Origin of the sequence: Streptomyces sp. NBC_00316 (assembly GCF_036158715.1) — a bacterium.
GTDB lineage: Bacteria > Actinomycetota > Actinomycetes > Streptomycetales > Streptomycetaceae > Streptomyces.
Genome location: NZ_CP108023.1, coordinates 6,982,490 through 7,001,391, shown reverse-complemented (window position 1 = coordinate 7,001,391; position 18,902 = coordinate 6,982,490). Strand labels below are relative to the sequence as shown.

Annotated in this window: 19 protein-coding genes; 10 read left to right on the top strand and 9 right to left on the bottom strand. The window is 71.0% G+C overall.

All coding sequences use genetic code 11. The annotated features are described in order from the left end of the window. Nucleotides 1–53 precede the first annotated feature (53 nt). Entirely contained in the window at nucleotides 54–782 is a 729-nt protein-coding gene (locus OG878_RS31130) for a TetR/AcrR family transcriptional regulator (RefSeq protein WP_328889856.1), read from the top strand. 120 nt (nucleotides 783–902) lie between these two features. Here the strand turns inward: OG878_RS31130 and OG878_RS31125 are convergent, their stop codons facing one another. Further along, entirely contained in the window at nucleotides 903–1,604 is a 702-nt protein-coding gene (locus OG878_RS31125) for a FadR/GntR family transcriptional regulator (protein WP_328889855.1), read from the bottom strand. A 144-nt stretch (nucleotides 1,605–1,748) separates the two neighbouring features. Between OG878_RS31125 and OG878_RS31120 the strand changes: the two genes are divergently transcribed. Then, nucleotides 1,749–2,258, top strand: a complete 510-nt coding sequence (locus OG878_RS31120; RefSeq protein WP_328889854.1) for a gluconokinase — start codon at nucleotides 1,749–1,751, stop codon at nucleotides 2,256–2,258. An 11-nt stretch (nucleotides 2,259–2,269) separates the two neighbouring features. Next, on the top strand, nucleotides 2,270–3,667 hold the full coding sequence (locus tag OG878_RS31115) for a GntT/GntP/DsdX family permease (protein ID WP_328889853.1): 1,398 nt from the start codon (nucleotides 2,270–2,272) through the stop codon (nucleotides 3,665–3,667). Here the strand turns inward: OG878_RS31115 and OG878_RS31110 are convergent. From OG878_RS31110 to OG878_RS31095, 4 genes are all read right to left on the bottom strand, one after another. Continuing rightward, a complete protein-coding gene (locus OG878_RS31110; RefSeq protein ID WP_328889852.1) occupies nucleotides 3,664–4,350 on the bottom strand; it encodes a cytochrome b/b6 domain-containing protein in 687 nt (228 codons plus the stop codon). The genes OG878_RS31115 and OG878_RS31110 overlap by 4 nt on opposite strands. Continuing rightward, a complete protein-coding gene (locus OG878_RS31105) occupies nucleotides 4,292–4,957 on the bottom strand; it encodes a molybdopterin-dependent oxidoreductase (protein ID WP_328891444.1) in 666 nt (221 codons plus the stop codon). The genes OG878_RS31110 and OG878_RS31105 overlap by 59 nt, the downstream gene beginning before the upstream one ends. Nucleotides 4,958–5,094: 137 nt before the next feature. Beyond that, complete coding sequence (locus tag OG878_RS31100; RefSeq protein WP_328889851.1) at nucleotides 5,095–6,657, bottom strand: APC family permease; 1,563 nt, start codon at nucleotides 6,655–6,657, stop codon at nucleotides 5,095–5,097. Nucleotides 6,658–6,744: 87 nt separating this feature from the next. After that, nucleotides 6,745–7,704: a hypothetical protein gene (locus OG878_RS31095; RefSeq protein WP_328889850.1), complete on the bottom strand. Its 960-nt coding sequence runs from the start codon at nucleotides 7,702–7,704 to the stop codon at nucleotides 6,745–6,747. 249 nt (nucleotides 7,705–7,953) lie between these two features. Here OG878_RS31095 and OG878_RS31090 point away from each other — a divergent pair, with 249 nt between their 5' ends. Further along, nucleotides 7,954–8,400 carry an ASCH domain-containing protein gene (locus OG878_RS31090; RefSeq protein WP_328889849.1) on the top strand — a complete coding sequence of 149 codons (447 nt, stop codon included), beginning with the start codon at nucleotides 7,954–7,956 and terminating at the stop codon, nucleotides 8,398–8,400. A 22-nt stretch (nucleotides 8,401–8,422) separates the two neighbouring features. Here OG878_RS31090 and OG878_RS31085 read toward each other — a convergent pair whose 3' ends face one another. Continuing rightward, on the bottom strand, nucleotides 8,423–10,081 hold the full coding sequence (locus OG878_RS31085; protein ID WP_328889848.1) for an FAD-binding dehydrogenase: 1,659 nt from the start codon (nucleotides 10,079–10,081) through the stop codon (nucleotides 8,423–8,425). 215 nt (nucleotides 10,082–10,296) lie between these two features. Here OG878_RS31085 and OG878_RS31080 point away from each other — a divergent pair, with 215 nt between their 5' ends. The 4 genes from OG878_RS31080 to OG878_RS31065 are packed head-to-tail and all read left to right on the top strand — an operon-like array spanning nucleotide 10,297 to nucleotide 12,500. Continuing rightward, nucleotides 10,297–11,190: a DMT family transporter gene (locus OG878_RS31080; RefSeq protein ID WP_328889847.1), complete on the top strand. Its 894-nt coding sequence runs from the start codon at nucleotides 10,297–10,299 to the stop codon at nucleotides 11,188–11,190. Between the two features lie 51 nt (nucleotides 11,191–11,241). Further along, on the top strand, nucleotides 11,242–11,787 hold the full coding sequence (locus tag OG878_RS31075; protein ID WP_328889846.1) for an NUDIX hydrolase: 546 nt from the start codon (nucleotides 11,242–11,244) through the stop codon (nucleotides 11,785–11,787). Between the two features lie 9 nt (nucleotides 11,788–11,796). Further along, on the top strand, nucleotides 11,797–12,192 hold the full coding sequence (locus OG878_RS31070) for a YidH family protein (protein WP_328889845.1): 396 nt from the start codon (nucleotides 11,797–11,799) through the stop codon (nucleotides 12,190–12,192). Further along, entirely contained in the window at nucleotides 12,189–12,500 is a 312-nt protein-coding gene (locus OG878_RS31065; protein WP_328889844.1) for a DUF202 domain-containing protein, read from the top strand. The genes OG878_RS31070 and OG878_RS31065 overlap by 4 nt, the downstream gene beginning before the upstream one ends. Nucleotides 12,501–12,573: 73 nt before the next feature. Here OG878_RS31065 and OG878_RS31060 read toward each other — a convergent pair whose 3' ends face one another. Further along, on the bottom strand, nucleotides 12,574–13,509 hold the full coding sequence (locus tag OG878_RS31060; protein ID WP_328889843.1) for an NADP-dependent oxidoreductase: 936 nt from the start codon (nucleotides 13,507–13,509) through the stop codon (nucleotides 12,574–12,576). Between the two features lie 104 nt (nucleotides 13,510–13,613). After that, nucleotides 13,614–14,903 (bottom strand): glucarate dehydratase family protein, encoded by a 1,290-nt coding sequence (locus OG878_RS31055; RefSeq protein WP_328889842.1) that lies wholly within the window; start codon nucleotides 14,901–14,903, stop codon nucleotides 13,614–13,616. A gap of 152 nt (nucleotides 14,904–15,055) precedes the next feature. Here OG878_RS31055 and OG878_RS31050 point away from each other — a divergent pair, with 152 nt between their 5' ends. After that, nucleotides 15,056–16,078: a phosphotransferase family protein gene (locus tag OG878_RS31050; protein ID WP_328889841.1), complete on the top strand. Its 1,023-nt coding sequence runs from the start codon at nucleotides 15,056–15,058 to the stop codon at nucleotides 16,076–16,078. A gap of 8 nt (nucleotides 16,079–16,086) precedes the next feature. Beyond that, on the top strand, nucleotides 16,087–17,301 hold the full coding sequence (locus tag OG878_RS31045) for an acyl-CoA dehydrogenase family protein (RefSeq protein WP_328889840.1): 1,215 nt from the start codon (nucleotides 16,087–16,089) through the stop codon (nucleotides 17,299–17,301). Between the two features lie 89 nt (nucleotides 17,302–17,390). Here the strand turns inward: OG878_RS31045 and OG878_RS31040 are convergent, their stop codons facing one another. Continuing rightward, entirely contained in the window at nucleotides 17,391–18,518 is a 1,128-nt protein-coding gene (locus tag OG878_RS31040) for a hypothetical protein (protein ID WP_328889839.1), read from the bottom strand. Nucleotides 18,519–18,902 lie beyond the last annotated feature (384 nt).

Here is an 18,902-nt window from a genome sequence, read left to right as displayed (position 1 = left end):
TCGAACTCCTCGGGGGTTCCGCACGTCAACGCTGTTGTCATAAGGTGCGCCGCATGAGCGCGAGCGAGCGGGTGGTGGCGGAGGGGGCGCGGCGCCGCAGGCGTCCCACCAAGCAGGGCACGGTGCTGTCGGAACAGCTGATCGTGGAGACGGCGCTGCGGCTGATCGGTGAGCACGGAGCGGCGGCGCTCACCGTGCGCCGGCTCGGCGCCGCCCTGGGGTGCGATCCGAGCGCGATCTACCGGTACTTCCGGGACACGGACGAGCTGCTGCTCGCGGTGGCCGACGAGCTGATCGGCCGTACGCTGTCCGGCTGGCGGGCGACCGGGGACTGGCGGGCCGACCTGCGTGACCTGGGGCTGCGGATGCACGCCGACTATCTGGCCCATCCGCAGGCGGCCCTGCTGACGTGCGCCCGGGTCACCGGCCGCACGCACGAGATCCAGGCGGTGGAGACCATCCTCGGGATTCTGCGCGGGGCGGGCTTCCCGGACGGCGAGGCGGTGCGGATCTACCACGTGTTCGTCGACCAGACGCTGTCGTTCGCAGCGCTGGACGCGTCGACGCTGGTGCTGTCGGAGCGGGCCCGCGCGCTGGAGGTGCAGACGTGGCCGCAGACGTACGCACGACTGGAGCGGACCACGCATCCGCATATCGCGGCGACCGCGTCGGTGCTGGTGGCGGAGATGGGCCGCAGCGGCTATCCGGCGGCACTGGAGATGATGCTCGCGGCGGCGGCGGCGCGGCTGCAGCATGTGACAGCGGACCCGTCCGCCGTGTGAGGCCGCGGGCCCACCGGGGCTCAGGGGCGCGAGGACGTCCAGCCCCCGCAGGACCTCCGGGGCGCGAGCTCCGGCCGCCGGGGACACCCCAAGTCGTGCAGGACGCCTTGAGGCACGAGCTCAGGGAGCGAGGACGTCCAGCTCGTGCAGGGCGCCCACCGCGATCTCCTTCGTCAGCCGCTCCGACATCGCCGCATGCCCCTCGCGTACCGCCTCCGCGAGCCGTACGTGAAGCGTGACCGCGGCCGGGTCGGGGTCCTCGAACATCACCTGGTGGTGGGTGCGCCCCGCCAGTACCTCGGCGACGACGTCCCCGAGCCGGGCGAACATCTCGTTGCCGGAGGCGTTGAGCACGATCCGGTGGAACGCGATGTCGTGTTCCAGATACCGCTCCAGCTGCTGGCCGCGTGAGGTCGCGACCATGCCGAGCGCGCATTCGGTGAGGGCCGCGCACTGCTCCGGCGTGGCGTTCCGGGCGGCGAGCCCGGCGGCGACCGGTTCGATCGCCGAACGCAGCACGGTCAGGGAGCGCAGCTGGCGCGGCCGGTCGGCGCCGGCCAGGCGCCACCGGATGACCTGCGGATCGTAGACGTTCCAGGCCTCGGTCGGCTGCACGGTCACACCGACCCTGCGCCGGGACTCGACCAGGTGCATGGACTCCAGGACCCGGATCACTTCGCGTACGACCGTGCGCGAGACGTCGAAGCGCTGGGCCAGCTCGTCGGTGCGCAGCACCTGGCCCGGCGGGAAGTCCCCCGCGGCGATCTCCAGGCCCAGGGTGTCCAGCACGTGTGTATGCAGCCCGGGGCCCTGTGTGGTCATGGACAAAGCCTACGGGGCGCCTCTCGGGAACAAAAAGTACGACGTTTATGTCACACCATCTTGAATAAGTCGTACGTATGGGTTTCAGTAGCGCGACGGACCGATGTCGAGGAAGACGTCGACGGAGACAGCGAGGCACCATCAATGAGCACCCCCCACGTCGTCGTGGTGATGGGCGTAGCAGGGACCGGAAAGACCACGATCGGTCCCCTGCTCGCCGCCGAACTCGGCGTTCCGTACGCCGAGGGCGATGACTTCCACCCCGCGGCGAACATCGCCAAGATGTCGGCCGGCACCCCGCTGGACGACGCCGACCGGTGGCCCTGGCTCGACGCGATCGGGCAGTGGGCGCACGGCCGGGCCGGGCTCGGCGGCGTCGTCAGCAGCTCGGCGCTCAAGCGGGTCTACCGCGACCGGCTGCGGGCCGAGGCCCCCGGTGCCGTCTTCCTCCATCTGACCGGCGACCGCGCCCTCATCGAGGGACGGATGGCGGAGCGCAAGGGCCACTTCATGCCGACCACCCTGCTCGATTCGCAGTTCGCCACCCTGCAGCCGCTGCAGGAGGACGAGGCCGGCGTCGCCGTCGACGTGTCCGGCACCCCCGAAGAAATCACCCAGCGAGCCGTCGCCGCGCTGCGCCGGCTCGGAGCCTAAGGACCATCACCGTGACCAGTCTCAGCGTCGAGACGCTGGCAGCGGATGCCGTCGAACCGATCACTTCCGCCGGCAATGCGCAGTTGGGCATTGCCGTCCTGGCCGGCATCGCCGTCATCGTTCTGCTCATCACCAAGTTCAAGTTGCACGCGTTCCTGGCGCTGACCATCGGCTCGCTGGCGCTCGGCTCCTTCGCCGGTGCCGCGCCCGCCAAGACGATCGCCAGCTTCACCGCCGGCCTCGGCTCGACGGTCGCGGGCGTCGGCGTCCTCATCGCGCTCGGCGCGATTCTGGGCAAGCTGCTCGCCGACTCCGGCGGCGCGGACCAGATCGTCGACACGATCCTTGCGAAGGCGAGCGGGCGCGCCATGCCGTGGGCGATGGTCCTCATCGCCTCGATCATCGGTCTGCCGCTCTTCTTCGAGGTCGGCATCGTGCTGCTGATCCCGGTGGTGCTGCTCGTCGCCAAGCGCGGCAACTACTCCCTGATGCGGATCGGCATCCCGGCCCTCGCCGGTCTCTCCGTGATGCACGGGCTGATCCCGCCGCACCCCGGCCCGCTGGTCGCGATCGACGCCCTCGGCGCCAACCTGGGTGTCACCCTGGCGCTCGGTGTGCTGGTCGCCATCCCGACGGTGATCATCGCCGGTCCGGTCTTCTCCCGCTATGCGGCCCGCTGGGTGGACATCAAGGCGCCGGAGAAGATGGTCCCGCAGCGTCCGTCCGAGGAGCTGGAGCACCGCCCCAGCTTCGGCGCCACCCTGGCGACCATCCTGCTGCCGGTCGTGCTGATGCTGGCCAAGGCCCTCGTCGCCATCGTCGTGGACAACCCGGAGAACCACGTCCAGCGGGTCACCGACGTGATCGGCTCGCCGCTGATCGCGCTCCTCGCGGCCGTCATAGTCGGCATGTTCACGCTGGGCCGGGCGGCCGGTTTCACCAAGGCGCGGCTCTCGACCACCGTCGAGAAGTCCCTCGCCCCGATCGCGGGTGTGCTGCTGATCGTCGGTGCCGGCGGTGGCTTCAAGCAGACCCTCATCGACGCCGGTGTGGGCCAGATGATCCTGGACTTCTCCAAGGACTGGTCGATCCCGGCGCTGCTGCTGGGCTGGCTGATCGCCGTCGCGATCCGGCTCGCGACGGGTTCCGCGACCGTGGCCACGATCTCGGCGGCCGGTCTGGTCGCCCCGCTCGCCGCCGACATGTCGACGTCGCACGCGGCGCTGCTGGTCCTCGCCGTCGGCGCGGGCTCGCTCTTCTTCAGCCACGTCAACGACGCGGGGTTCTGGCTGGTGAAGGAGTACTTCGGGATGAGCGTCGGCCAGACGGTGAAGACCTGGTCGGTGATGGAGACCATCATCTCCGTGGTCTCGCTGGCCTTCATCCTGCTGCTGTCGCTGATCCTCTAGCGCTTCGGATCCTCCGGCCTCTCGGTGGATTCCTCCCACAGCGGGTGTTCGGCCCGCGCCCAAGGGCGCTCGACCGACCCGGTGCGCATGCCACGGCGTGCCTCCGGGTCGGCGAGCGCCTTCGCCATGTGTCCGGCCAGCACGATCCCGATGGCGAGCGCCAGCCAGTCGTGGACGAAGGTGGCGCCGGTGCGCCACATCAGCGGGGCCAGACCGGTGAACCACATCAGCAGTCCGGTGCCGGTCATGACCGGCACGGCTCCGGCGATCCAGGCCGCGTACAGCTTCTGTCCCGCGTTGAACTTCCCGGCCGGCCGCGATCCCGGCCGGTGATCGCGGCGGCGCACGGCCCGTAGCCACTGCCGGTCGTGCGGCCCGAACCGGTTGAGCCGGGACAGGTCGGCGCGCAGCGCCCGGGAGGCGAGACCGGCCAGCAGCGGCACGGGGATCAGCAGCCCGGACCATTCGTGCACGGTGACGACGAGATGGCGGCGGCCGACGAGTTCGGCGAGCTGGGGCACGTACAGGCAGGCCGCGGTCGCCACGCACAGCAGCATCAGCCAGGCGGTGGTGCGGTGCACCCAGCGCTCGGCCCGGCTGAAGCGGCGGATCCGGCCGGCGGCCTCAGCCGGTGGGGGCGTCGTCGCGGCCGTTGGACCGCCCGACCCAGGCATCGACGTCATACCCGAGCTCCTCCCAGTAACCGGGCTTCACGGAGTCGGTGACGGTGATCCCGGAGAGCCATTTCGCCGACTTGTAGAAGTACATCGGGGCGACATAGAGGCGGACCGGGCCGCCATGCGCATGGGCCACCGGTTTGTCCTGCATGCGCAGCGCGACCATCACATCGGGGCGCCTGGCCTGGTCGAGGGTGAGGCTCTCGGTGTACGCACCGTCGAAGCAGGTGAAGCGGATCGCCTTCGCCCCGGGCCGTACCCCGGCCGCGTCCAGCAGCGCGGAGAGCCGGACGCCCTCGAACGGGGTCTCGGGCACCCGCCAGCCGGTGACGCACTGGACATCGCGGACCATCCGGGTCTGCGGCAGGGCCCCGAGCTGTTCCAGGGTGTACGTGGCGGGCCGGTCGACCAGGCCGTCGATCGTCAGCCGGTAGTCGGCGGCGCTCTTCCTCGGCACGGAGGACGCGACGGAGTAGTAGCGGAAGCCGCCGCCGTTGGGCAGCAGCCCGGTCAGGCCGGTGGGGTCCTTGTCGGCGACCGCGCCCAGCCCTGATTCCATCACTCGCTGCAGGGCGGGCGCCGCCACGACGCCGGCGGCGCCGAGACCGAGCATGGTGAGGACGAGGCGGCGGCCGACGGGTGCGCCTTCGGCATCGGGAGGACGACTGTTCACCCGTCCATTCGAGCACCCGCGGCCGCCCGCCACCAGGGGCGGCGGGCCTCCGTCATATTTCGGTAAGGCGACCGGGCTCAGGCGTGGACCGAACCGCTCCCGGCCGCCTTCTCCAGCTGGAACGCCTCGTTGCCGAGCCCGATCCTGGCGTGCACCTCCGGCTTCGTCGAGCGCAGCACCGCCCCGTACACCAGGCCGATGACGAGCGAGGCCACGATGACGCCGGGCAGCAGCCAGTTGAGCACCGAGCCGGGACCGGATCCGACGAGTACGTCGAAGTCCCTGACCGTGAAGACGGCGATGGCCACCATCGCCGTACCGGCCAGACCGGAGGCGATCAGCCGCCACAGCTGCGCCCGGCCCGCACCGCGCTTGACGAAGAACGCGATCACGGCGAACGAGGCTGCGGCCATCAGCACGATGACACCGAGCGCGCCGACGTTGCCCATCCAGGTGAACAGGTGCAGCACCGGGGCGGTCGGGTCACCGACCGGCATGTCGTCCGTGACCGCGAAGGCCAGCACGATGACCAGGGAGACGACGGACTGGAGCAGCGAGCCGGTGCCCGGGGCGCCGCTGGACCTGTTCGTACGGGCGAACGCGGCGGGCAGCAGTCTCTCGCGGCCCATCGCGAACGCGTAGCGGGCGACGACGTTGTGGAAGCTGAGCAGCGCGGCGAACATGCCGGTGACGAAGAGGACGTGCAGCACGTCGGTGAAGGTCGTGCCGAGCCGTTCCCCGGTGAGCCCGAACAGCAGGGCGGGGCCCTCCTTCAGCGAGGAGTCCGCGATGAAGCCGGGGCCTGCGGCGACGGTCAGCGCCCAGGAGCTGAGCGCGAGGAACAGTGCGGCGTAGCCGACGGCGAGGAACATCACCCGGGAGACGACGATCTGCGGACGGCTGGTCTCCTCCGCGTACACCGGGGCCTGCTCGAAGCCGACGAACGCGGCGATGCAGAAACAGAGTGCGGTGCCGAGCCCCGCGCCGGTGAGGGTGCCGGGATCGAAGGCGTGCAGGGACAGGCCCTCCGGACCCGGCTTGGAGACCGCGGCGATGTCGAAGATCACGACGAGGGCGCACTCGACGACCAGCAGCACCCCGAGGACCTTGGCATTGAGGTCGATCTTCAGCCAGCCGAGGACACCGACGATCAGTACGGCGACGACGGCCGGGATCCACCAGGCCAGTTCGATCTCGAGGTAGGTGGCGAAGAGCCCGGAGACCTCGAAGCCGAGGATGCCGTAGATGCCGACCTGCATGGCGCTGTACGCGACGAGGGCGACGAGCGAGGCACCGGCGCCCGCGGTCGGGCCGAGCCCGCGGGCTATGTACGCGTAGAAGGCACCGGCGTTGTGGACGTGCCGGCTCATCTCCGCGTACCCGACGCTGAACAGCATCAGGACGATGCCGAGGATGACGTACAGCAGCGGCTGGCCGACGATGCCCATCACGCCGAAGACGGTGGGCATCACCCCGGCCACGACCATCAGGGGCGCGCTGGCGGCGAGGACCGAGAGCAGCAGACCCGCGGTGCCGAGGCGGTCCGCGCGCAGGGCCCGCTCCTCGCCCTTGTAGGTGCTGATGCCGCCCGGATCCCCGGCCACGCCGGTCTCACTCGTTCTCGAACTGCCCGTCGACATGGCGGGGGTCGTCCCTTCGTTGAGGAGAAACAGGGGAGAAACACTGAGAGGTGCACAGCAGCGGGTGGCTCTGCGACGGGTGGCTCCTCACGGCGTACCGAGCGCGGTGGCCCGCGCCGTGAGGAAGGCCTGGTACGGGTCCCGGCCCGCGTACGACCAGGGTGCGGCCGTGGCGTGGGGCCCGATGCGGAGGAAGAGGGCGGCGGCCTCGGCGGGCCTGCCCTCGCAGAATTTGGCGTGGGCCAGGAAGTTGAGGTCGGCGCGGTTGCGCGGGTGGTCCTCGCGCTCCCATTCCAGCCACCAGTCGAACGCGGCCTTCATCACCTGCCGGGCCCTTCGCCCCGACCAGTGCCCGGAGCTCACCGGGTCGCCGGATTCGCTGCCGGCGGCGACCAGGACGCGGTAGCGCTCGGCGTGCGCCACGACCGGGAGGACGGCGAGCGGCGAGTCGGCGGGCGCCTGTTCGGCGGCCCAGGCGGCGAAGTCGTAGACCTCGTGCAGCGGGTCCTGACCGCTGTCGGGATGGTTCTCGGCCAGCCGGGCCGTCATCAGATGGTGCGCGTGGTGGTGGTCGGCGTGACGGATGCGGACCGCGTCGAAGAGCTTCCCCGCCTCCTCCTGGGTGCCGTGCACACGGGCCAGCATCAGCTGCCCCAGCCAGGGCGTGGGGTCGTCGGGGGCCAGTCGCGCGGCGTGCAGGCAGGCCTCGCGGGCCGCCTCGGGCGTCTCCTTGCCCTGCAGGGCGCGGACCACGACGGCGCAGGCGAGCAGGGTGGCGGCGTCGGTGCTGTCGGGTTCGGCGAGCAGCCAGTCGCGGGCCCAGCCGGCGGCGGACGGTGTCTCGGCGAGGGCGACGACGCGATGGCCGCGACGGTCCCAGTCGCTGCCGGTCCCGGCCAGGAGGAAACGGGCCCGGGCCCACCGTCCCTGGGCGAACTGCCCTCGCACCTCGACGAGTTCGGTGTCGTCGAGCGCCGGGTCGAAGAGGTGGCCGGGATGCCCGCCCCGTCTTCGGGAGCGGCCCAGGGGCGGCGGGGGCGGGGACACCGCTGGCTTCCTTTACGACACGGGACGAGCAGGGACGGACGGGGAGGTCACAGCTGTGACGAGAACGGGGTGCGCGTAGCGGCACACATGGAGCGCGCGCATTTTCGAACGCGGCCAGCCAAGCGGTAGGCGCGGCTCCGCGTCAAGAGTCGGCTTGGATCAACTCCAGTAATTTTCAGCTGAGTTGGCCGGAACTCGACGTTCCTGAGCCGTCGTCACGCACACGACGCGACATGCCAGACTTGCGCCATGTCGAACCGTGAGCCTCTCAAGCCCTTTCTCCTCGCCTTTCCCGGGCCGCTGCGCGACCGGCTCGTCGCCGCGGTGCTCTCCGGCGCGAAGGTGTCGACGACGGGGCTGCTGGCGGAGTACGAGGCGGAGAGGGAGGAGCTGCCCCCGGTGGGCGAGCGGTCGGCAGTGATCGACTCGGCCGGCCGCGAGATCGCGGTCGTCGAGGTGACCGAGGTACGGATCCTGCGGCTCGGGGACGTCGACCTCCAGCACGCGATCGACGAGGGCGAGGGCGACACCTCGGTGGCCGAATGGCGCGCGACCCACGAGCGGTTCTGGCAGGGCGAGGAGATGCGGGAGGCCCTCGGCGACCTGGCTTTCACGGTCGACGACGACACGCTGATCGTCGCCGAACGGTTCCGGGTCGTCGAACTGCTCGATCCCGTCGTCGGCGCCCAGGGCTGACGGGCGCCGACGACCGCAGCCCTCAGCTGCCGACCGCCTCGGCCGCGGCTCGGCCCGCCGCCCGGCCCGAGAAGATGCAGCCGCCGAGGAACGTCCCTTCGAGCGAGCGGTATCCGTGCACCCCGCCACCGCCGAAACCGGCCGCCTCTCCCGCCGCGTACACCCCGGCGAGCGGCGTGCCGTCCGCCGTGAGCACCCGGGACGAGAGGTCCGTCTCCAGGCCGCCGAGCGACTTGCGGGTGAGAATGTTCAGCCGGACGGCGATCAGCGGACCGGCCGCGGGGTCCAGGATCCGGTGCGGCGCCGCCGTACGGATCAGCTTGTCGCCCAGATAGGCGCGGGCCCCGCGGATCGCGGTGATCTGGAGATCCTTGGTGAACGGGTTGGCGATCTCGCGGTCCCGCGCGGTGATCTCGCGGCGCAGCTCCTCCGCGTCGATCAGAGGTTCGCCGGTGAGCGCGTTCATGCCGCGGACCAGCGCGTCGAGGTCCTTCTCGACGACGAAGTCCACCCCGTGGTCCATGAACGCCTTCACCGGGCCCGGCACGTCCGCGCGCGCCCGGCCGATCACGCCGCGGACGGACTTCCCGGTCAGGTCGGGATTCTGCTCGGAGCCGGAGAGCGCGAACTCCTTGCCGATGATCTTCTGGTCGAGCACGAACCAGGTGTAGTCGTAGCCGGTCCTCGTGATGTGTTCGAGGGTGCCGAGCGTGTCGAAGCCGGGGAAGAGCGGGACCGGCAGCCGCTTCCCGCGGGCGTCCAGCCAGAGCGAGGAGGGTCCGGGCAGGATCCGGATGCCGTGCTTGGCCCAGATCGGGTTCCAGTTCTCGATGCCCTCGGTGTAGTGCCACATCCGGTCGCGGTTGATGTGGTGGGCACCGGCCTCCTCGGTGATGCCGAGCATCAGTCCGTCGACGTGGGCAGGGACCCCGGAGAGCATTTTCGCCGGCGGGGTGCCGAGCCGCTCGGGCCACTGGGCGCGGACGAGGTCGTGGTTGCCGCCGATGCCGCCGGAGGTCACGATCACCGCCTGGGCCCTCAGCTCGAAGGCACCCGTCGCCTCGCGGCTGCTCGCGGTGCCGCGCTGGGCGCCGCTCGGTTCGAGTGTCTCGCCGGTCACGGTGTCGACGGCGCCCGCGGTGCGGCCGAGGCCGGTGACCCGGTGGCGGAACTTCAGCTGGACGAGCCCCTTGGCGACGCCCTCGCGCACCCGGCGTTCGAAGGGGGCCACGACACCGGGCCCGGTGCCCCAGGTGATGTGGAAGCGGGGTACGGAGTTGCCGTGGCCGTTGGCGTCGTAGCCACCGCGTTCGGCCCAGCCGACGACGGGAAAGAACCGCAGCCCCTGGGCGTGCAGCCAGGACCGCTTCTCACCGGCCGCGAAGTCGACGTACGCCTCGGCCCACTTCCGCGGCCAGTCGTCCTCCTTGCGGTCGAAGCCGGCCGTGCCGAGCCAGTCCTGCAGGGCCAGCTCGTGGCTGTCCTTGATCCGCATGCGGCGCTGTTCGGGTGAGTCGACGAGGAAGAGACCGCCGAAGGACCAGTGCGCCTGGCCGCCGATCGACTGCTCGGGCTCCTGGTCGAGCAGGATCACCGTACGGCCCGCGTCGACGAGCTCGGCCGTGGCCACAAGACCGGCGAGCCCTGCCCCGATCACGATCACATCAGCGTCGTACGCCATGGAGTTCCATCCTTGTCGGGGCGAGTCGGGGACAGTCGGGGTGGCCGAAGAGCATGCCGGTCCGGGCACCAGAAGTTACTGGTGCGTCAGATCTTCGGCATCGGTCGCCGCCCCGTCAACCGCCCGGTCGGCCGCGCTCAGGCCGCGTCCTCCGCCCGGAAGCGCTATCGTCGAAACAAATCACCCTCTCCTGGCCGGACTTGAGGTAGAGAAGCGTGTCGGTCCTGGTGCTCGTACTCGCCGTGAGCGCCGCCTGCTGTCTGGGATTCGGCTTTGTCCTGCAACAGGCCGCCGCCCGGCACGCCCCGAGAAGGGACTATCTCTCCCCCAGGCTGCTGCTCGACCTGATGGCCGTGCCGAGCTGGCTGGCCGGGGTCGGCCTCATGGTCTGCGGCATGGCCCTGGGGGCGCTGGCCCTGGGAAAGGGTGAGGTCTCCGTCGTCGAACCTCTCCTCGCGACCAATCTGCTCTTCGCCATGGCCCTGTCGCGACATCGCACCGGGCAGCGGCTCGGCAGACAGGGCTGGGCCGGGCTCTGGCTGCTGGCCGGAGGGGTCACCGCCTTCCTGCTGGGGGGACGGCCGCAGGGCGGCGAGATGATCACGAACCCGCTCCGGCACTGGCTGGTGGTCGGCGTGGTCGTCGGCACAGCCCTGATACTCACCGCGTTCGCCAAGCGCTCGGGGCACGTTGCGGCCCCCGCCCTGCTCGCGGTGGCGGCCGGGCTGCTGTACGGCCTCCAGGACGCGCTGACCCGGATGAGCGGGCAGCGGCTGTCGGACGGCGGATGGGCGACGCTGGTGACGAGCTGGCAGCCGTACGCGGTGGTGGTGCTGGGTGTGACGGGTCTGATCCTGGTACAGAGCGCGTTCGAAACGGCGCCGTTGCGGATGTCACTGCCGGCGCTGACGGCCTCCCAGCCGCTGGCGGGGATCGCCTGCGGGATCGGTTTCCTCGGCGACCAGGTGCGCACCGATGCGGGCGCGCTGGCCTGGCAGGCGGCCGGGCTGGCGGCGATCGTCGTCGGAATCGTGCTGCTGGGGCTGCATCCGGCGATGCCGGAGGGACACGGTCACCAACGCCACAAGCGCAGCCTCCTGCCGCAGTGAACCGGTCGCCGGCGTCCCCCCTGGGTCCCGGACCTGGGGTTGGATGGGCTCATGACTGCTGCTGACGAAATCCTGGACATCGTCGACGAGAACGACGAGGTCGTCGGACAGGCCCCGCGCGGTGAGGCGACCGCGCGGGGCCTGCGCCATCGCTGCGTCTTCATCGAGGCCCGGGACGCCGAGAGCCGGCTCTTCGTGCACCGCAGGACCTCGACCAAGCTGGTCTTCCCCTCGCACTACGACATGTTCGTCGGCGGGGTGGTCGGCGCCGGCGAGTCGTACGACGAGGCGGCGCTGCGCGAGGCCGAGGAGGAGCTCGGTGTCAGCGGGCTCCCCCGCCCCGAGCCGCTCTTCAAGTTCCTCTACGCGGGCGCGGGGCACACCTGGTGGTCGTACATCTACCAGGTGCGGTGCGCATTGCCTGTGAACCCCCAGGTGGAGGAGGTCGCCTGGCACACCTTCCTCACCGATGACGAGCTGACGGAGCGGCTCGGCAAGTGGCAGTGGGTACCGGACGGTCTGGACGCGTACCACCGGCTGCGGGAGTTCCGGGCAGGCCGGGCCCCGGCGGGCGATCGGCGACAAAGCGCTGGTTAGGGTTCGGACGTGAACGACTTCGTGCAAGGCCTTCGGCTCTGGTTCGCACCCGAGCGGATCCGGGAAGAGGGCGACACCCCCGACTACCGCTTCTCGCTCGCCAACGAGCGCACCTTCCTCGCCTGGATCCGGACGGCCCTCGCACTGATCGGCGGCGGTTTCGCCGTCGATCAGTTCCTGCCGGAGCTGGTCTGGGGGGTCAGGGCGGGGCTGGCGCTCGCGCTGCTCGCGGCCGGTGTGCTGTGCGCGCTGCGGGCGGTCAACCACTGGGTGCGGTGCGAGCGGGCGATGCGGCGCGGCGAGGACCTGCCGGTCTCCCGCTTCCCGACTCTGCTGGGTCTCGCGGTCGCCGTCGTCGCCCTCGCGATGGTGGTGGTGGTCGTCTTCGGCTGGGAGGGCCGGTGACCGCCGTCGAGCGGGACCCCGGGCTGCAGCCGGAACGGACCCGGCTGGCGTGGCGGCGTACCACCCTGTCCTGCACGGTGGTCGCCCTGCTGGCGGGCAAGCAGGCCCTGCACGCCGGTGCGACCCCGGCCGGCGTCGTCGCCCTGTCGCTGAGCGTGCTGGCCTGGCTGGGCTTTCTGTACGTGGCGCACCGGCGGGTGCTCGGGATGGGGACTGCCCGGCCGCAGCCGCTGTCGCCGCGCGGGGCGCTGACCGCAGCAGCGTGCACAGTAGCCCTCGCGGTGTTCGCCACGGCGATGCTCTTCTGAAGGGGCCGCTACCGCGGCGATGGCCGCCTGCCGGGCCGTCGGGCCGTCTGCCGGGGATTTCCGCCCGGGGCCGTCAGCCGTCCCAGGGGACGGTCACGACGATCTTCCCCCGGGTACGCCCCTCCTCATTGAGCCGGTAGGCGTCCGCGGCCTGTTCCAGCGGGAAGGTCCGGTCGACGTGGACCGAGACGACGCCCTGCTCGGCCAGTTCGCCCAGCTGGGCGAGGTCCGTCGCGTCCGGCCGTACGAAGGCGTAGCGGCCACCGTACGAGAAGACCTCGCCGTCCGTGATGGACGTCAGCCGGCCCCCGGGTTTCAGTACGTCCGCGGATACGCGCAGGGCCTCGCCGCCGACGGTGTCGAAGGCGGCGTCGACCCCGTCGGGGGCCAGGGCCCTGATCCGGTCGGCGAGCCCTTCGCCGTACTCCACCGGCTCGCCGCCGAGCTGTCGCACGTGGTCGTGGTTGTGTGCGCCGGCGGTGCCGATGACGCGGGCGCCCGCGTGCCGGGCGAGCTGCACGGCCAGCGAGCCCACTCCGCCCGCGGCCGCGTGGACGAGCACGGTCTCCCCGTCCTGGATCTTCAGCCAACGGTGCAGCACCTGGTACGCGGTGAGGCCGGCCAGCGGCAGCCCCGCCGCCTCCTCGAAGCTCAGGTTCAGCGGCTTGCGGGCGAGGGTGCGCACGGGGGCGGCGACATACTCGGCAAAGGTGCCGCGGGACAGGAAGTCCTCACGCACATAGCCGATGACCTCGTCACCGACCGCGAATTCGTCGACGGCGATGCCCGGCTGTACGACGACGCCGGAGACATCCCAGCCGGGGATCACCGGAAAGACGGCCTCCAGCTGCGACTGGAGATGCCCCTCCCTGGCCTTCCAGTCGACCGGGTTGACGGCCGCGGCCCGCACCTTCACCAGCACGCTGTCCGGGCCGACCTTCGGGTCGGGCCGCTCGCCGTACTCCAGGACGTCGGCACCGCCGTACGCGCTGTAGCTGATCGCCTTCATCATCCGACCATCCGGGCTGCTCAGGCCGCCCGCAACTCAGGCAAGCACGCGTTCGTGACGGCCCAGGTCCGAGCATCCGAACCCCGGCCCCGGGCCGCCCCGCCTCACCAGCGCGGGATCGTCGGCGTCACCCACTCCGGCTCGGCCTTGCGCATGGCCGCCGCGTCGTCGCGCTCGCGCATCGTGCCGTCGTCGGCGAGCCAGCGCCGGTGCAGTACGGCCAGCCGCTCCCGGTCGAGTTCCACGCCGAGCCCGGGGGCGTCGGAAACGGTCAGCCGGCCGTCCTCGAAGACATGGCGGGCAATGATGACGTCCTCGGTCTGCCACGGGTAGTGGCTGTCGCAGGCGTAGTCGAGGTTGGGGACGGTGGCCGCGACATGGGTCATCGCGGCCAGGCTGATCCCGAGGTGGGTGTTGGAGTGCATGGAGAGCCCGACCCCGAAGGTGCGGCAGATCCCGGCCAGCTCACGGGTGCGGTGCAGGCCGCCCCAGTAGTGGTGGTCGGAGAGCACGACCTGGACGGCGCCACGGGCGAAGGCCTCCGGGACCTCGGCGAGGGTCGTGACGCACATGTTGGTGGCGAGCGGCACGTCGGTGCCCGCGGCGACGGCGGCCATCAGCTCCGTGCCGCTCGCCGGGTCCTCCAGGTATTCGAGTACGTCCTTCAGCTGCTCGGCGACGTACAGCGACGTCTCGACGGACCAGGCGCCGTTCGGGTCGAGTCGCAGCGGCTGTCCGGGGAACGCCTCGGCGAGGGCGCGGACCGCGGCGATCTCCTGGTCGGGTTCGAGGACGCCGCCCTTGAGCTTGAAGGAGGAGAAACCGTTCTCGCGGGCGAACCGCCGCGCCTGGGCCACGACTCCGGCCGGGTCGAGGGCGGCGCCCCAGTCGTCCTGCTCGCCGCCCTCGGGGTGGGCGGCCCAGCGGTAGAAGAGGTACGCGCTGTACTCGACGCTGTCGCGGACCTTGCCCCCGAGCAGGGCGTGCACAGGCAGGCCGAGAGACTTGCCCAGGGCGTCCAGGCAGGCGACCTCGAAGCCCGAGACGACGGAGAGCCGGAGCTTGTCGGCGGTCTGGACGCCGCGCAGCCCGCCCGCGTCGACCCGCGCATCGGCGGCGCGTGAATCACCGCACACCTCCTCGGCGAGGGCGAAGAGTCCGTTCAGATCGCTGACCGAGCGGCCGACCAGGGCCTGGGCGAGCGGTGCGGCGAGTTCGAGGTACTTGCCGTCGCCGTAGGTCTCCCCGATGCCGGTGGTCCCGTCCCGCGTGATGACTTCCACGATGAGCCGCGGGGTGTAGGGCTGGTGGACGCCCTGGGTGTTGAGCAGGGGCGGATCGGCTATGAGGATCGGGATCAGCCGGACTTCGTCGATCAGCAGCGCGGCATTCATACGTGAACCCTATTCAGGGATACGACTCGACGCCAGGGTGCGGGGTCGCTCGGGCCCGAGACCGCGTACCGGATTCCGGGAACCCACTGGACGACATACCGACTGGTCGGCATCATGAACACCGACGTCTTTTCACCCCGGAGGTGCGCACGATGAGCTCAGTCCACCCGCCAGGTCTCGACCTGGACCGGCTCCGCGGACATCTCGACCGCGAGCGGCCGGGGCTGGTGAACGGACCGCTCGAGGCACGGCTCGTCGAGGGCGGCCGCTCCAACCTGACGTACCTCGTCACGGACGGCACCGCTCGCTGGGTCGTCCGCCGGCCGCCGCTCGGCCATGTCCTCGCCACCGCACACGACATGAAGCGCGAGCACCGGGTGATCAGTGCGCTGCACCCGACCGCCGTGCCGGTGCCCGAGCCCGTGCTGCTCTGCGAGGACGACACCGTCATCGGATCGCCCTTCTACGTCATGGAGCACGTCGACGGCACCCCGTACCGCACCGCCGAACAACTCGTCCCGCTCGGCGCCGAGCGCACCCGGGCGGCCGTCCTCGGCCTGGTCGACACACTGGTGGATCTGCACGCGGTGGACCCCGGGGCCGTGGGGCTCGGGGACTTCGGGCGCCCCGAGGGCTTCCTCGACCGGCAGCTGCGCCGCTGGGGCAAGCAGCTGGACGCCTCCCGCAACCGCGAGCTGCCCGGCATCGACGAGCTGCACGCGTCCCTGGGCCGCGAGCTGCCCGTCTCCCCCGTGGCGGCCGTCGTCCACGGCGACTACCGCCTGGACAACGTCCTGATCGGCCCGGACGACGAGATCAAGGCAGTCCTCGACTGGGAGATGTCCACGCTCGGCGACCCTCTGACCGACGTCGGACTGCTGGCGATGTACAGCGCGGATCTCGGTCTGTCGGGGTCCCCGGTCTCCACCACCAGCGGCGCGCCCGGCCACCCCACCCCCGCCGAACTGATCGAGCGCTACGCCGCCCGCTCCGGGCGGGACACCTCCTCCCTCTCCTGGTACACGGCGTTCGCGTGGTTCAAGCTCGCCGTGATCCTGGAGGGCATCCACTACCGCTACACCCTCGGCCAGACCGTCGGCGCCGGGTTCGACCGCATCGGCGAGCTCGTCCCCGTCTTCATCGAGCACGGTCTCACCACCCTCCAGGAAGGCTGATCACCCCCATGGACTTCGCATTCGACGCCCGTACGGAGGAGCTGCGCGGCAAGCTGCTCGCCTTCATGGACGAGCACGTGTACCCGGCCGAGCAGATCGCGCACGAGCAGCGTGCGCTGCTCGCCTCCCCGTGGGACACCCCGCAGATCGTCGAGGATCTGAAGGCCGAGGCGCGCAAGCAGGGCCTGTGGAACCTCTTCCTGCCCGACGCGGAGTACGGTGCCGGGCTGACCAACCTCCAGTACGCGCCGCTCGCCGAAATCACCGGCCGCTCACCGCAGTTGGCGCCGACGGCGCTGAACTGCGCGGCGCCGGACACCGGGAACATGGAGGTGCTGTTCCAGTTCGGCACGGACGAGCAGAAGAAGCAGTGGCTGGAGCCGCTGCTGGCCGGGGAGATCCGGTCGGCGTTCGCCATGACGGAGCCGGAGGTGGCGTCGTCGGACGCGACCAACATCGAGACCCGGATCGTGCGCGATGGTGACGACTACGTCATCAACGGCCGCAAATGGTACATCTCCGGGGCGATGAACCCGGACTGCCGGATCTTCATCGTGATGGGCAAGACCGACCCGGACGGCGACGACATCCGCCGCCAGCAGTCGATGATCCTCGTCCCGCGTGACACGCCCGGCCTCGAAGTGCGGCGCGCGATGCAGGTGTACGGGTACGAGGACCACTACCACGGCGGTCACGCGGAGGTCGTGTTCAGCGATGTGCGGGTGCCCGCCGCGAACCTGATCGGCGAGGAGGGCGGCGGCTTCGCGATCGCGCAGGCCCGGCTGGGCCCCGGCCGGATCCACCACTGCATGCGGCTGATCGGGATGGCCGAGCGGGCCATCGAGCTGATGTGCAGGCGGGCGGTGTCCCGTACGGCGTTCGGCAAGCCGCTCGCCCAGCAGGGCGTCGTGCAGAACTGGATCGCGGACGCGCGGGTCACGGTGGAGCAGCTGCGGCTGCTGGTGCTGAAGACGGCATGGCTGATGGACACGGTGGGCAACCGCGGGGCTCACACGGAGATCCAGTCCATCAAGATCGCCACCCCGCGGGCGGTGGTCGACATCCTCGACCAGGCGGTGCAGCTGCACGGCGCAGGCGGCGTCAGCCAGGACTTCCCGCTGGCGGAACTGTGGGCGGGAGCGCGGACGCTGAGGCTGGCGGACGGGCCGGACGAGGTGCACCAGCGGTCGCTGGCGCGGCGCGAGCTGAAGAAGTACCTGTAGTAGCGGGCGGGACGGCGGGCTGCAGCCGCGCCCTGCCCCCGGGCCGGACGGGCTGGGATTCCGCCCGTCCGGCCCGCGGGTGGAGAGATTCAGCTCTGGCGCAGCGCAGGCATCGGCAGCGCAATGCCGTACGTGGTGGCGCCGACGCCCACGCCGCCCTCGCAGGTGTTGGGCGGCTGGGTGCCGGTGCCGCGCGTGGAGGGCCGCTCTGCGGCCCAGAACATGTAGCCGAGCATGCCGGAGGTCGTCCCGGCCCCGTTCGGCACGACACTCTGTTCGAACGTACCCGTCGATTTCTGCAGCGAGTTCGCGAAGTCGGTGCACTCCGGCAGCGACTTGGTCTGGTCACTGATGTAGACCGCTCCGGTGAACTTGGCCGGAGCGAGCGGCGGAACGGGCGGCGCGTAGGTGGGCTTGCCGTCCACGTGCTCCTGCCAGTTGGCGATCGCCGTACTCGCCGACGGCTGGCGCGCGGACACCATCGCGTTGGCGTAGTCCAGGACCGGGGTGTCGGTGCGCAGCCAGTCGGCGGTCGCCTTCCGGTTGATGCCGATCAGCCAGCGGTCGCCGGCGGCCGTATCGATGGTGAGCCGGGCGGCCGGATCGCTGCCCGACGCATCGTAGGGGTGGACGGAGCGGTAGGCGTCGACGAAGGACTGAAGTCCGGTGAGGTCGGGGTCGGTGTTCTGCTCGTAATCGATCTCGATGCCGACACCGAGGTCGCTCGCCACGACGGCGGCGTTCAGGCCGAGTTGAGTGGCGTTTTCGGCGAGCGCCGCGTCCCATGCGTCGGTGTAGGTGATGCCGCCGATGGAGAGCATTACGCGGATGCCGTGCGAGGTGAAGTACTGCACGACCTCGCGGGTCATACCTTTGGGCAGCCCGCCCGCAGTGGTCGCGTCGTCCGTACGGTGGAGCAGTCGCTGCGGCTCCACGAAGCTGAGCACCACCAGGTTGACCGAGGGGCGCCCGTCGCCGCGGTCGATCAGCCAGTGGTTCTTGGAGTCGAAGTCGGCGGCGCTGCGCACGGTGCCCCAGGTACAGGCATCGTCGCTGCAGTGCCAGGCTCCGTAGATCTGCGGCGGTGTGACGGTGGCGGCCGAGGCCGTGGGGGACTGCGGAACGAGCACGGCGAGGAGCAGGCTCAGGACGGCAAGCAGGGGCCGGCGGAGCGGCCTGGGGCGGAGTCTGCTGAAGCGGGGCACGTGGGGGCGCATCCGAACCTCCGGGGGAGGAAGTGGCCGACGGGACGCGGGGGGCGGCGCAGGCAGCGTGGCAGGTACAGACCAAGTCGGCAAGAGTGCGTACCGGGGCAAGGCGCAGCGGTCGGTGGCCGTGGGGCCTTGGACCTCGCTCGGGGAGCCGGAGCCGGACGGTCGCCGCTCCCGTCCTCGGCAGCCGGACAGGCCGAATGACGTCCTCGAACGCCGGACGGGCTCGATGGTGCCGTGCGGGCACGATCAGGCCCGCGGCCCGCGTCCCGGACTCGCAACGGACACGGCCGCGCCACGGCCGGCCCTCGCGCCCGTCCGGCGATCGAGGACGGAACGGGTCGCCCGGACGCACTCACAGCCACGGACGGGCGGGGGAACTCAAGCCCG

What these genes read in the sequence shown, in the direction of transcription:
- OG878_RS31085 (WP_328889848.1), bottom strand. Translation starts at nt 10,081, where the DNA reads ATGGCGTACGACGCTGATGTGATCGTGATCGGGGCAGGGCTCGCCGGT.
- OG878_RS31055 (WP_328889842.1), bottom strand. Translation starts at nt 14,903, where the DNA reads ATGAATGCCGCGCTGCTGATCGACGAAGTCCGGCTGATCCCGATCCTC.
- OG878_RS31105 (WP_328891444.1), bottom strand. Translation starts at nt 4,957, where the DNA reads ATGCTCGGTCTCGGCGCCGCCGGCGTCGTGGCGGCGCCCGCCCTGCAG.
- OG878_RS31060 (WP_328889843.1), bottom strand. Translation starts at nt 13,509, where the DNA reads ATGAAGGCGATCAGCTACAGCGCGTACGGCGGTGCCGACGTCCTGGAG.
- OG878_RS31130 (WP_328889856.1), top strand. Translation starts at nt 54, where the DNA reads ATGAGCGCGAGCGAGCGGGTGGTGGCGGAGGGGGCGCGGCGCCGCAGG.
- OG878_RS31075 (WP_328889846.1), top strand. Translation starts at nt 11,242, where the DNA reads ATGACTGCTGCTGACGAAATCCTGGACATCGTCGACGAGAACGACGAG.
- OG878_RS31090 (WP_328889849.1), top strand. Translation starts at nt 7,954, where the DNA reads ATGTCGAACCGTGAGCCTCTCAAGCCCTTTCTCCTCGCCTTTCCCGGG.
- OG878_RS31125 (WP_328889855.1), bottom strand. Translation starts at nt 1,604, where the DNA reads ATGACCACACAGGGCCCCGGGCTGCATACACACGTGCTGGACACCCTG.
- OG878_RS31120 (WP_328889854.1), top strand. Translation starts at nt 1,749, where the DNA reads ATGAGCACCCCCCACGTCGTCGTGGTGATGGGCGTAGCAGGGACCGGA.
- OG878_RS31110 (WP_328889852.1), bottom strand. Translation starts at nt 4,350, where the DNA reads ATGACGTCGATGCCTGGGTCGGGCGGTCCAACGGCCGCGACGACGCCC.
- OG878_RS31100 (WP_328889851.1), bottom strand. Translation starts at nt 6,657, where the DNA reads ATGTCGACGGGCAGTTCGAGAACGAGTGAGACCGGCGTGGCCGGGGAT.
- OG878_RS31050 (WP_328889841.1), top strand. Translation starts at nt 15,056, where the DNA reads ATGAGCTCAGTCCACCCGCCAGGTCTCGACCTGGACCGGCTCCGCGGA.
- OG878_RS31040 (WP_328889839.1), bottom strand. Translation starts at nt 18,518, where the DNA reads ATGCGCCCCCACGTGCCCCGCTTCAGCAGACTCCGCCCCAGGCCGCTC.
- OG878_RS31045 (WP_328889840.1), top strand. Translation starts at nt 16,087, where the DNA reads ATGGACTTCGCATTCGACGCCCGTACGGAGGAGCTGCGCGGCAAGCTG.